At 52.1% G+C, this 13,016-nt stretch carries 10 protein-coding genes; 3 read left to right on the top strand and 7 right to left on the bottom strand.

From position 1 onward, the window contains the following. Positions 1-720 (bottom strand): IS21-like element ISPst3 family helper ATPase IstB (istB, locus tag APH36_RS10570; protein ID WP_060498577.1); only part of this gene is annotated, 720 nt, incomplete at its 3' end. Next, entirely contained in the window at positions 713-2,212 is a 1,500-nt protein-coding gene (istA, locus tag APH36_RS10565; RefSeq protein ID WP_024012635.1) for an IS21-like element ISPst3 family transposase, read from the bottom strand. The genes istA and istB, both read right to left, overlap by 8 nt. 158 nt (positions 2,213-2,370) lie before the next feature. On the opposite strand from istA, the gene APH36_RS10560 reads away from it, so the two are divergent. Next, on the top strand, positions 2,371-2,874 hold the full coding sequence (locus APH36_RS10560) for a hypothetical protein (protein WP_256219164.1): 504 nt from the start codon (positions 2,371-2,373) through the stop codon (positions 2,872-2,874). 246 nt (positions 2,875-3,120) lie between these two features. Here APH36_RS10560 and APH36_RS10555 read toward each other — a convergent pair whose 3' ends face one another. Next, the gene (locus tag APH36_RS10555) at positions 3,121-3,813 is read right to left on the bottom strand and encodes a hypothetical protein (protein WP_060498576.1); all 693 of its coding nucleotides are present in this window, start codon (positions 3,811-3,813) and stop codon (positions 3,121-3,123) included. Positions 3,814-4,127: 314 nt separating this feature from the next. On the opposite strand from APH36_RS10555, the gene APH36_RS10550 reads away from it, so the two are divergent. Continuing rightward, entirely contained in the window at positions 4,128-5,465 is a 1,338-nt protein-coding gene (locus APH36_RS10550; protein ID WP_060498575.1) for a hypothetical protein, read from the top strand. Between the two features lie 137 nt (positions 5,466-5,602). Here APH36_RS10550 and APH36_RS10545 read toward each other — a convergent pair whose 3' ends face one another. Then, positions 5,603-5,971, bottom strand: a complete 369-nt coding sequence (locus APH36_RS10545; RefSeq protein ID WP_060498574.1) for a hypothetical protein — start codon at positions 5,969-5,971, stop codon at positions 5,603-5,605. Positions 5,972-6,671: 700 nt separating this feature from the next. Between APH36_RS10545 and APH36_RS10540 the strand changes: the two genes are divergently transcribed. Beyond that, positions 6,672-7,826: a hypothetical protein gene (locus tag APH36_RS10540; RefSeq protein ID WP_060498573.1), complete on the top strand. Its 1,155-nt coding sequence runs from the start codon at positions 6,672-6,674 to the stop codon at positions 7,824-7,826. Between the two features lie 102 nt (positions 7,827-7,928). Here the strand turns inward: APH36_RS10540 and APH36_RS10535 are convergent, their stop codons facing one another. Genes APH36_RS10535 through APH36_RS10525 form a run of 3 tightly spaced genes read right to left on the bottom strand, consistent with a single transcriptional unit; the run spans position 7,929 to position 13,002 of the window. Next, positions 7,929-8,441, bottom strand: a complete 513-nt coding sequence (locus APH36_RS10535; RefSeq protein WP_060498572.1) for a hypothetical protein — start codon at positions 8,439-8,441, stop codon at positions 7,929-7,931. Next, the gene (locus APH36_RS10530; protein WP_256219163.1) at positions 8,438-10,570 is read right to left on the bottom strand and encodes a site-specific integrase; all 2,133 of its coding nucleotides are present in this window, start codon (positions 10,568-10,570) and stop codon (positions 8,438-8,440) included. The genes APH36_RS10535 and APH36_RS10530 overlap by 4 nt, the downstream gene beginning before the upstream one ends. After that, positions 10,567-13,002, bottom strand: a complete 2,436-nt coding sequence (locus APH36_RS10525) for a tyrosine-type recombinase/integrase (protein ID WP_060498579.1) — start codon at positions 13,000-13,002, stop codon at positions 10,567-10,569. The genes APH36_RS10530 and APH36_RS10525 overlap by 4 nt, the downstream gene beginning before the upstream one ends. Positions 13,003-13,016 lie beyond the last annotated feature (14 nt).

The following is a 13,016-nucleotide window of genomic DNA, read 5'->3' as shown; positions in this document are numbered from 1 at the left end:
ACTGTGTTGCAGGCGATAGGACTCGTTACCGGTTTCGACGATGTGGCAGTGGTGGGTCAGCCGATCCAGCAGGGCGGTGGTCATCTTGGCGTCGCCGAACACGCTCGACCATTCGGCGAAGCTCAGGTTGGTGGTGATCACCACGCTGGTGTGTTCGTACAGCTTGGATAGCAGGTGAAACAGCAACGCACCGCCGGCCTGGCTGAAGGGCAGATAACCCAGTTCGTCGAGGATGACCAGATCCATGCGCAGCAGAGCTTGGGCGATCCGCCCGGCTTTGCCGTCGTGCTTTTCGCGCTCCAGCAGATTGACCAGATCGACCGTGGAGTAGAAGCGCACGCGCTTGCCGTGCCGGGTGATGCCGGACACGGCCAGCGCAGTGGCCAGGTGGGTTTTACCGGTGCCAGGCCCACCGATCAGCACCACGTTCTGCGCGGTGTCGGTAAAGGCCAGACTGGCCAGTTCGCTGATCAAACGAGCGTCTGCGCTGGAGGCGCTGAAGTCGAAGCCGGCCAGGTCGCGGTGCATCGGCAGCTTGGCCATGTTCATCTGGTGGCTCACCGAGCGCATGGCGCGATCTGTGTGCTCTTGTTCCAGCAGGTGTTCGAGCAGCCACTTGGACGAGGCTGTGTTCGACTCACCCTGCGCAGTCAACTCCGCCCAGGCCGTGGCCATGCCGTGCAGGCGCAGCTCCTTGAGTTCCGCCATCAAATCACGCATGACCGATCTCCTCGGTCTGGCCACGCAGGCGGTCGTAGCGCGCCGTGTTAGCGACGGGGGCTTCCTTGAGCGACAAGTGGGTTTCGACGCTGGGTGGTGGTTCGGTCGCGGCCAGGCGCGCCACGACATTGAGGATGTGTTCGGCGCTCAGGCTGCCGCTTTCCAGTACCAGCTCAACAGCCACCAGCACCGCATCGAGCCCGGCGACCGGTACGGCAGCCAGAACTTGCGCCATGATCCGGTCACCGCCGGCATGACGCCCCAGACCGTGCTTAAGCTGACGCAGCGGCGCCGGCAGATCAGCAAAGGGCGCGCCGTTGCGCAGCGCACCGGGCTTGCGTTCGATCAGCGGGAGGTAGTGCTGCCAGTCATAGCTGACCTGGTCGCGATCCAGCAAGCGGACATGGCTGGCGATCAGCGCGTCGTCAGCCACCACCTCGATTCGCGTCGGATACAAACGGCTGCTGACCCACTTACCCGCGTACTCACACGGCACCGAGTAGCGGTTGCGCCCGACGCTGACCAGGCAGGTGCTGGAGACCCGCGCAGGCCGCTCGACGTAACCGTCGAATGGCGCTGGCACAGGCATCAGTTCAGCGCGCTCCAACTCCAGCACTTCGGCCACACTCAGCCCGCTGTATTGAGGGTGCGTCAGCTCGTTCCAAAGCGCGCGGCAGCGCTGGCCCAGCCAGGCATTGAGTTCCTCGAAGGAGTGAAACTGGCAGTCCTGGGCGTCTAGCCAGATACGCCTGCGGCTGTCTTGCACGTTCTTTTCAACGATGCCCTTTTCCCAACCAGCGGCGACGTTGCAGAAGTCCGGATCGAACAGGTAATGCGCGCACATCACCGCAAAGCGCGCATTCACCGCCCGGCCTTTGCCCTTATTGACCTTGTCGACGGCGGTCTTCATGTTGTCGTAGATGCCCCGGCGCGGCACGCCGCCCAAGGAGCCGAACGAGCGTGTATGGGCGTCAAATAACATCTCATGGCCCTGGCTCGGATACGCCACAAGCCAGAACGCACGGCTGGCACACAGCTTCAGATGTGCCACCTGCATACGCCGGTAAATGCCGCCGACCAGCAAGCCTTCCTCGCTCCAGTCAAACTGAAACGCCTCGCCAAGAGCAAAGGTCAGCGGCACAAAGGCCTGCGACGCCTTGCCCTGTCCCCCTCGCCAGGCACGGATAAACGCGGTGAGCTGGCTGTAGCCACCGTCATAACCTTCGGCTTTGATTTGCGCCAACAGCGCCTTGGCACTGCGCCGCTGTTGCTTGGGCCGCAGCGAATCGGCTTTTAGCGCCTGCTCCAGCGTGGCGTGAAAAGGGCTGAGTTTGTTGAAGATCGCGCGGCGTTGGTAGACCGGCGGCTTGGCCTCAGGTGCTCTGACCCACTTGCGAATCGTGTTGCGCGCCAACCCGGTGCGCTTGGCTATCTCATGCAGCGACAGCTTGTCGCGGAAATACATCCGGCGAATTTTGCCCATCATTTCCATACTGATCACCCTGTGTTCTCCTGCTCAAAAATTGAGCAGAAGCAGTTGAACACCTGGGTCAGTTTTCAGTCGGCAGAACAGCCTCTACTGGGTCAGTTTTCGGTCAGCGGCAACAGCCTGAGCTCAGCTACCGCCTGCATCTGCCGCCCGAAGGGTCGGTGACCAGTGACTTCAACAACAGTGCGGACATTTATCAGGTCGGCCTGACCTTGTACCGCCTGCTGGTCGGGCTGGACTCACTGCAACGCCAGAGGGATTCGTTCAAGCTGGGCGCTGAGTTGGCGCGTGCCCAGCGCACAGAAACCTACCCAGACCTCAAGCAATTGCCGCTTCATGTCCCGAAGAAACTGAAGAACATCATCAAGAAGTGCTTGAGGTACGACCCTGACTCGCGCTATCAATCAGTAATGGATCTACTGAACGATCTGTCGTCCATCGAAGATCTAGGCCTGGATTGGCGCTTCTCCACCGATGGGAGCGTCCGGCGTTGGGAAAGCATTTCGTCGGATGGAACAGGTCTTTTGGTAGAGATGGCCGATAATGGCCAATGTATCGCCTCGAAAAAAACGTCGGGCGGTACGTATCGCAAGAAGCCCAAGCTCTGCGAAGAGAACGTAACACCGGAGCGGATTCATGAAATCCTCATGTCATCAGAGTGGTAAGCCGACAGGCAGGAAGGATGGGGATGGTTACCTGACCAGATCCCAGATCTCCACGGGACGTAGCCAGACTAGCTCTGGTCGCGTTCGCTCGTCCGTGCCTCTGGTGAAGGTCGAAGACCTGATGGGCGATTCGAAGATCATCCATCACAGCCGATAGCTACGACTGGCCTGCGCGATTTTCCGTGCAGGCCTTTCTCTGAAGGTGTGTTTCCGGATGCTTACCACCAATCCCGCAGGCGGGCAGCCTCACCAGCCTGAGTAATGAGTTACGAGCAGTCCCCACTCCCTTATCGCTCTTCCATCAGCTCGCAAAATTCCAAGTGCTTCAGCTGCAGAAATCTTGGTCGGGCAGCCACCTATCAGGTAGAAATCGTCCTTTCCTGGAGCGTAAAGGTGAAGCAGCGTAAGTACCATCACACGCTGTAAAACGGTCATTTCTCTGTACGCCTGGCGCATCGCCTTTAACCCCTCAGGATCAGGCTCTGACCGATCATGATCGAAGCCGCAAGGACGCATGCTGTAATGACTACCTTGTTGGATCCCCCACGGCTTACTTTGGGTGAAGCAGGCATTCAACTCGTATTTCTTAACGATGTGCCAAGCGACCTGTCCGAACTTCTCCCCTCGTTCCTCGGTTGACCAGTCTATCGGTGGAGGTACCTGGCAAACCTTCGCCAATGCGGCGAGTTCAGCTCCGTCCATACAACTCACTTTTTCAACCAGGTCGATCAGCGTGTATCCGGGAAAGCGGCCGGCTGCAAACGTCGGGTTGATGGCAGCGTATGCAGCAAGAGCAACCGGCTGCTGAGAGTGATGCACATGGCCGTGGCTCGCGACATCGATGTCTATGAAAGCCCAGATCCCCGAAGACACTTCATGGACACCCAGTCGGTGTAGCAATGCTGTCGCTTTTTCCGATGGGTCGGCGAAGATTTCCATCTTGGAAGTGCTCCTGATAAGAGTAAGAGATGCTGGTCTGCCTTCCCCATATTAGGCTACTAACCAAGATGCTTATGCTCGCTTTCTGCCCGGTCTTAGAATTTGGGGCCGTGGCCTGCCTTAGCGGTCACGCTGAAAGTGCAGTTCGACAGTGTCCGACCCGGTCACTCGTCCAGCCTGTCGACATCGGCATGAGGCTGAGTCGAGTGCAGGCATTATGATGTTAAACTCGATGCGCCTGTTCTCGGCGTTTTTCCGCTACTAGCGCATGGTTCAGGTAAAGCTTTGATCAACCATCGTGAGTAGGATTTGGCATGGCAGTCAGGTTGCAGTTTTTGACCCAGCATCCAGATGAAATAGCTCTGGCAATGCGATACTGGGCTATGGATGAGGAGGGGGCATTTCTCGAGCGAGTGGCTGAGCTGGTACCGTTTCGGGACGTCATCCAGTCGGGTCAGATTGCCAGGCAAGTCAGGGAGTACTGCCTTGCCTTTGATGAAAATCAGTGCTGCTACCTGTGCGACGGGCCAATTCGAGTCAGCGGTCGCGCTGATGCCAAGAAAATCTTTCAGAAATCTAGCTTCCCCTGTGAGAGCTGTGAGGATGAGCTCCGCCGTCAAAAAGCTGAGAAGCAAGCCCTAGAGCAAGCTGAGATCTCCAAGCGGCTCGCTTATAAGAATGAGCGAAACGCTTCCGCGACCTTGTGTTATGGAGAGCTTTCCGATGAGGCAGTGATCCTGCTATTAGCGTTGGACGCCCTGCTGGGGCAAAAGTTGGCTAGCGGAACGTTCACCATTAGCGATTGCGATGACTTATCACCCATAGGCGGTAAACTCTTTATCGACCGACTCCTGCAGGAGGGTGTGCTGCTCGATGATCCGATTGCAGCCAAACCAGGCACCTATTTCATTAAAGAGGGTGAGCTCTGGTGGTACATCTCCGGAATACAGTACTTCTTACCCCCGGACGCTGACCTTGGGCGCGGCCCGGCAGCTCTCCGGCATCTAGAGGAACATGTCTTCACTGATTCAGAGGCCCTGACTGACCTATGGTTGGACTATGCGCTGGCTGATGTGATGCGTTACTTTGACGACCAATGCGACGTTTATCAGCATGAGCTGGAAGATGACGCTGTCGAGAAAGTCAGAGCAATCCTTAGGCATGCCCTCCGGACATACAGTATTGCAGAGTTGTGGTCGTTGGTGTGGATGGCAATCAAGCATGCCGCTAGCGTAGCCAACATGCGCTATTTCAACCGAGCCAAAGCAGCAGCGTCCATACCCAACAAGATTCGACAATTAGTTGAACAAGCCGATAAGAAGGAAGGCATTAAACATTCATGGAATCGGCCGGATCATCATGTGGCTGGATCACTAGGCATGGTGTTTTTAAGCCTTTTTGGTATCGACGAGAATGTACCAGGCAAGGCGGTGATTGAGATGTTCGGTCGTATGGGACGGCAAGCTGAAGCAACTGGATCCCAACATATGCAGTCCTTGGCTCAGTCATTTTTGCAATGTGCCTTGGAAGCACCCGACTCGTGGAAAGCTATTGGTCTGCTTGCGGAAAAGATCCGATCGGGAATGGCAACAGACGAAGCGATCCTTGAGTTTCTCCTTGAGCAAAAGCGCGCAGAAATCCCTGTGAGCTAGGAAGGCGAGCCCGTAATATAATTTGCGCTTATGATTTATAATCCTAATTAGGGGCGTGTGAGGACGGGCTTAGCAGCCCGTCCTAGAGGGCGACGTCAACGGACTTAGCTCTCGCATAATGAATGAAAGGCGCTAAGTTATAGGAAGCTTGGTACCTGTCCGCTTGGCAAAATTCGGACGGAATAAGCGCCGCCCATTTTACCAGAGCTGCCAGTTACTACCAGTGCTCCATTCTGTTTGTCAAAGTCGTATGTTTGCCATTTTTCAGTGAAGCCCAGGTGATGGGTTTCAGCCTGAAGTACTCCATTGGCATAAATTATGATCTCGCCATCCTGCATTCCATTTCGGATAATTTGTACGGTGCAGTTTTCGCGCTCAGTTCCGTAACGAGCTGAAATGTACGTAATCATCGCTGTGAATACATAGTTTCCAACAGGCATGACCTTGAAGTTTGTGGTTCCTTTCCATTCTTCTCCAAAACTGCTTATTTCTGAAAATGCAGACATAGATTACTCCTTGTGACGGTCATGTACGCCCATAACACAGCCTGCTAGGTTGTGTTCATGGACAACTCTTACTGCTCGCTCAGCGAGGCGAGCCTAGCGGCCGAATAGTGATACGTTTGCAGAGTGCTGGCAATATGACTCCGCAGGGGCTTCTGCAGCCGTTAGCCTACCGAATGACGATCTCCTATAATGAACGTGATGGCGCGTAAGCTAGCCGGATACTAGATGATGTACCCCAGAATCATTGGGGCGCCCTATCTTGTGCCTTTTGATTCATTTTTCATGTAATCAGCCTGGCGAAGGACTGCAGGCGGCGTATGACGTGCATGTCGCTTCTTCGGCCTCGAAGAGGACGCCTAAGGTGGCACCAGAGCGGGCGAGAAGTCGGGCAAGACCTGCGTCGAGGTTTTGCACTGAGCCTTGATGGCCTCTATGCAGATGCCGGGCCTTGTCCGGAGCTATGCAAGATCACCTTGCAGTTTGCCGGAAAGAGATGAATACGGCTCTTTCTGAACCTTTGCCTGGTGATATCGTTGTGCCATGATTGGTGTGCGCTGTTGTCCATGGCGTCGTAATCAAGGTGGTCTTAAGATCAAGCCTTCGCCAACCGAACGGTGGCCGAGGCCAACGCTGAAGGTGCCGTGAGCCGGTCTTAACAGAATGATTTGGTTCGGCACACTCCAAATACGCAGGAGCGAAGATGTACAAGCTTCCACCAGCTGTAGAAGATAAACTCAAACGATTTCAGCCGCCCGTAGATGCGAAGGATTTTGAAAGGCTTTGCGTTGACATTTTTGAGTATGTACTCAAGTCTCGACGAATTCCTATTCTAAACCGAACTCATAGCCGAATCAGTGCATACGGTACTACCGGTGACAAGCAGTACGGAATTGATGTCCGAGATCCTGCTACCCAAGCTGTTGCTCAGTGCAAGAAGCACGAGGAAATTACTACAACAAAGCTTCGGGACGAATTGAAGAAGCTCAGAGACTACGATAAAGAAGTCTCCCATTATTTCTTTATGATCAAGCAGCCAGACGTTAAGGTTTCTCTATCGAATTGGATTGAGAAACAGAACGCTGATGCGCAGGCTGAACGCGACGACTCTACTCCTTATCCATGTCTCCCAAGTGTAGCTCTGCCTGAATTGCATATTCTGGGATGGGATGAGATCCGCAGTTACCTGGGCCTAAGTACATTTTTGCTCTGGAAGTGGCAGGTAGCGGTACCAGTTGGCAAAAATTTCCATCTTGATGGTCTCGATATCCAAGAACTGCATTATGAAGTTAGCAGATATAGGGATAAAATAGATCCTAAAGAAACCCCTCCCACCCTAGAAGCTGTTCATGCGATTGAAAGCCTATTGTCGACTATTGATGTGCAGGCATTGAGCTCAATTGGGACAGGCCCGCTGGTACACATCGATGTAATTCGTGGAGTTGAAAAATTTATTGGAGCGCTGAGAGAAACTAACAGAGCGGTTCGCACCTATAGTGAAGCCATCACCAAAATTGATAAGCGTGATCTGGTAGTGGTTGAAGAGGGCTATGAACTTCTGAATAACCTGGCTCGACAGAAAGCACGAATCTCGGCATTTCCCTATCTGAGGCGGATTGTGATCGATTGCAGAAATCTCCTCGGGCACTTGAGTGCCTACGGTGCCTCTGAATGGGAGCCCGACTTCATCATGGACGAGTTTGGGGAGGAACATGAAGTATCAGGCGAGACCTTCCTCCGTTATAACTTTACAGACAAATATCCGCGTTGGGGGGTAGCGTATACCGATCCCAAGGAAATCGCTATACTGACCAAAAGGATCGTAAGCGATATCGAAGTCATCAGTGTGTATCAGTAATCATAGCCAATCGACTGCTAGATCGTTAGGTGGGCTGCAGGTTTTAGTGCAATAGGTGGGTGCGAGTGCGTTCGATACCCACCTTTTCGTGAGAGAGGCTCTCTATTCTGTAGATAGTTTATGCTTCATCAGCAATAGCTCTTCTTCCTGCAATGCCAGCGCGTCCTGAAGTTTATTGATCTCGGATGTCAGCTTGTTGATGGTCTGCAGGCGTTCTTGCGAAAGCTTCATATGTATATTGCGACTAATTTCAGTCTCTTTAAGTGAGTTGTTCAATGCTGTATTAGCTTCGCGGGCAGCTTGTAATTGGGTAAACCAATAGATGACCTCAAGCCTGCATTGCTCTAGCAATACCTCTGGCGATTCCGGAGCCGCTTTGGCTATTGCTGCATCTTTCTTTTGCTGTACGCGTCGCTCTTTGATTTCCTGAAGTTTTTCTAGGGGCCACTTGCGGTTATAAATGGTGTTCCTGTGAACGCCAGACAGCCTAGCCAATGAGGAAGCAGAAGCAGAAAGTGAAGCATCTTTTTCTAACCTGCGCAGAGCTTCCTTAAGCTGCTCCGTAACAGCTTCAAATTGTTCGCTATTCTTATCATCGTATGGAGCCGAACTCATACTACCAATTCCTCTCCCAGCCCCTCAAGTACGGCCTTGGCCTCTTCAATAGCTGCTTTCAACTGGGCAACCGATTTGTCGAAGCCACCATGAATTATCTCGCTGGATGACTCGAACTTCTTCAGAGCAATCGTGTTCTGCACATATACCTCACGCCACTTTGGCGCATTGGCTTTAGTCACGAAGGCGTTTTTACACCGGGTGGGATTACACCGTAGCGAGCCAATACAGGGCAGGGAGGCATCGAACTCTTCTGTGGCTTCACCGTAGCAGAAGCCTTGGCCTACATTGATGACAGCGAAGTCGTTCTCCACCATCCGATCAAAGATTTCCTCTTTGGTATATCCAGCTTCAATGTAACCTTGGTAGTACTTTTTAAGCCGCTCTCGATACGCTTCTGCGTGCTCACCGACGTAGCTGCCATCAGGGTCACAGGTGTTCATGACCAGTTCAAGCTCAGCCTCATGCCGGATAGACCTCCCGACTGCTCTGCCTCCGTCTGCAGTAAGAGCCTCACCAATGCCGCCATAGTCAATAGTGACGGCACTCACGCGATTCTGACCTATTGCACCCACTACGTTTCCGAAGTGCTTCAACTGGTAGGAAACAAAAGGAAGCCCTACCGCAGCTCTCATCATTTGATGCGCCAATGAGTGCCGTAGTGTGTAAGCAGATACATCCAGCTCTTCGAGTTCATCAAACTCTAAAACTTCTGCTAAGAATGCGCATAACACATATGTGAAGTCTCCGATTGACTTGGCATTATCTTGTTCGCCAGGGGCAATAGTGTTCATGTTGGCTAGCAGATAAGGGTGCTGCTTGAATCGGTTCAGAATTTGAAGGGTGCGTACTGCGTCCATCACAATAGGAATTGCTGCCCATTTATCTCCAAAGAGCTTACCTGCCAGTTCGCGATTCTTGATTACGGTGCTCAGGATCAGGTTGTGGCCAAAGTCGTCTATGTCCAAGCAGCCTTCAGCCATGATACCCGACAGCTCGGACGGCCTCATGCCTGTATACTGACCAATAACGAAGTATGCGCTGTTGCTAACATGCGTGAGGTACTGATAAAAATCATCGTCCATGTTTGCTTGGGTCAGCAGGCAAAGGGCATCTTTGTTTTTGAATAAACCGTCACGCCGCGACTGCGATGACCAATACTCAGGGTCTTTATAGTAAAGGAAAGGTTCGATCTCCTTTCCGGTATAGCCTCTTGAGGACATCCTGATTGCAACATAGATATCAAAATTCTTTTTGGTGAGCTTGACCTCTGCGGCTGCGTTGTAGCCATCCGCTGTCACACGTTCAAGTCCGTCTTTATCATTGATCGGTTCTTTCAACGCTCTGAGGAAGTCAACGACAACAAAGGTCGCCTTGCGAGAGCACTTTTCAAAAATTCTATTGCTGAAGTATTTTTGTCTTTCCCTTTTTTTTGGATTGGTTACGCTGTTTTGCTTCCATTCCAAAGTGTGCATTTCGACATAGGGGAGAGACCTAGAAAACAGGTTTTCGCGTAGGAAATGAGATCGCAGATATTTGAAGCCTTGGTTTGTCGCGTTCCGAAAAGCGCGATCATGAATTTTGGCTTCTTCGATGTAGTCATTTTCGCGAAAGTCGGCCAGGCTGTAATATGACAGCTCAAAAAAATCGTCACCTTGCTCACGCCGTTTTCGCTCACACATCTTGTCGTAGAACGGTATTAGCGCTTTGAAGATATCGCACATCGTGTGAGGTTTAGAAGTGACTAACCGTTCACCCTGGCGAATTGCTCCAGGCATTTCAAGCGCGCACATGAAGGCAATCTTCAGCTCAAACAAGATTGTGCTGTTGAGGTTTGGGTATTTCGTGAAATCGATCCTCGACTTTGATCCCTCAACGAGCCTTGCGACTGGTTCTGCTTCGTCAGTGAAGTCCCACACGGGATCCTGGAGCACGCTGAGCTTGCTCACGGGAAGGTTCATGAGGGCATTGAAGACCGCTACAGGGTCATACAAAGCGCTGCCCTGCTGTTGGCCCGCCTCTGCTCCCGCATACCCTGCGTAGAGCACATTCTGGGCGCTAAGCAGGCGCACGAATTGCTCCCTCACCGGCTTGATTTGGTAGATCAGGGCGTCGAGCGTTGCGATCATAGGGTCATTCCTTCTACCAAAGTGCTCGTGAGGATGTGTTCAGAGAGGCGCTCTGCGTGCTCCAGCTGCTCCGCATCGAACCCTTGGGCTGATGGCGTCAGGATGCTATCCAAGGTCTCTAGGTTCTCTCGGATGACGCGTCCATAGGGCGTCCGACCTACACCAGTGGTATCCATCATAGTTCGGTAGTCACGCCGCATTGCGAACAGGTCTGGCAAGTTGGAAACCGAGATAATGCTGTTCCGGCAGGACAGGCACTTGTTCAGCAGTGCGCAGGGGTTGCCCTCCACGTAGCCTGGTGAATTACGGATCTCTGCCGGTGGATCGTAAACGTTTCGGCACTCCACCAACCCAGTCCTGATGATTACCGCCGGTGAACTAGGGTCATTGACGGCGTCGACGTTAGTCTTGGCCGGTGTCTGGATGTCCCCGCTGCTCGCCTGGGCCAGCACGTATTCCTTATGAATTTTCTTTAGTGCTTCATCAACAATCTTTCTCGCCGTCTTGCTGAACTCCAGCTTGTCGAGATAACCGATCGTGGTGCTTGCATGCTTGTGTCCGAGAATCATCTGAATCTCTCGTAGTGACACATCTTGCTCTACCAGTTCCGCAACAAGACTAGGCCTCAACCGCGAAGCCGAGATCGACAGTTCGCTACCGTCATCTTTCTTCAAATTATGATCCCTTGCGAACCGGTTCATCATCAGGTTGATAATGTTAGAGCTCTCAAGAGATTTTACTTCGCGGTACTCAGACATTTTTTGCGATTCATAAATGAACAGCCTATTTTTTATGACTGGAGTAGCGCGCTCACGGATATGGCGAGTCAAGAAAGCAACATCTTTAAAGATTTTTTCGACCTCCACGCTTTGTGCAACACTCAGCCACGTGAGATCAGTATGAAACAAATCAAGATGATAGAATTTTTCCCCACCCGACCGTTCTTTCCAGTAGCGCAAATAGGGCCGCTTGGTGATTTCGTGGCTCTTAACAAAGTCATCTAGGTCGAGTGTTTTTAGCGAGTCCGCGTTAAGTCCCGTGACCTGCGCAAGGCGGATCACGTAAGGAGCTAGCATACGGGAAGTCAGCTCATATATAACGCCCCAATCTGCGTATACATCAACAATACCTTTTTTGGAGTATTTGAGGATGCTGCAGAACCCTTTCTCATAAGGATTATTTGGGTCAGAAAAGGTTGTGCTTACTCGCTGGCAGTCGAGTTTGTTTTCAAAGATCCATCTAGCGTTTTCTAGTGTGCCCAAGCCGTTTTGGATATGACCTTTGTCGTTGATTGGGTCGCGCCCGCCGTTAAACCTTACGTAGTCGCCTGCAAGTTTATTGGTTTCCCAGATTTCAGACTCGCACGCATCTTTGATTATAAGGCGCTCACGACGGGTATAGGGGCGGTACTCGTCGGTAGATCGTGTGGTTTCAAAACCTTCGGTGTCTGTAAACGATGTGAAGCTGATGCCTTTTATTTTGAGTGCGCGATTCAGCATTTTGCGAGTGGATGAAACTGTGTCGTTCGCTGTGTGTGTTGACATTGCTCCAATGAATACTTGTTCTTTTAGATGGTTTCGCAGACGTGCAAGATAATTGGGCGTAATGAGTTCAAGTGCGTGTTCAGTGCCTGTGAAGCCAATTCCTTTAAGGTGTTGGCTGACTTGTCTGAAACCCTCAACGAAACCCAGCTGCCCTGATAGAGACTTTGTTGCCATGGATGCTGCGGCAAACATATGGAATACTTGTACGAACGGGCGTGCAGGATCAATTGGTACCAATTCGGTGATGTGCGAGATAGGGATGGCGCGCAAAGCATTAAGCTGTTCCTGCCAAGTCTCTCCTTTTTGCGACTCTTCCCTCTTCTGTTCGGTTTCAGCATTTCGCTCGGCAACGGTCTTGTAGTCGCTTTTGATCACGCCGCGCTTTTTCAGATCTTCTAGTATTTCGTTGAAGGTATCCTCGACAAGAGGGATATTCAAGCGCGCCCACTTGAGGTTTCCCATGCCTGCTACTTTGTCCAAGCACTTACTGACAGATATGGTCTGCCCAAAAACTGGAATGGCCTGTTTTTCTGAGTCCGAAAGGCCTTCGTACCAATCAAGCAATTTCCGCCGCCATTCGTTGGCAATCGAGTTGTGTCCAGGAATAATGATTTTTTCGTCAATCATTTTCTGGATAACCGAGCCCAGGATCTCAGTTCTAGTTCTGAAGACGTTGTAACTGCTATCCAATTGTTTTTCTAAGTAGACAGGCGCGATAGCCGGATCGCCTTTTTGACACAGCTGAACTCCGAGCAGATTTTTCCTGCTAGATTTAATTCCGGCGGCCCAATTGTCGATCTCTCGTGTGATATCGCTTTCCAAGCGCTTGCGCTTGGCTGTCTTCTCTTCAACTTCTTGGCGGATGTCTTCAGGAGTCTCGATATTCATTTCTTGTCTCCTGT

The sequence above is a fragment of the Pseudomonas sp. NBRC 111133 genome, assembly GCF_001320605.1.
In the GTDB taxonomy this organism is placed as follows: domain Bacteria; phylum Pseudomonadota; class Gammaproteobacteria; order Pseudomonadales; family Pseudomonadaceae; genus Aquipseudomonas; species Aquipseudomonas monteilii.
Note: the sequence above shows the minus strand (reverse complement) of the source record. Positions and strands in the feature narration are given on the sequence as shown.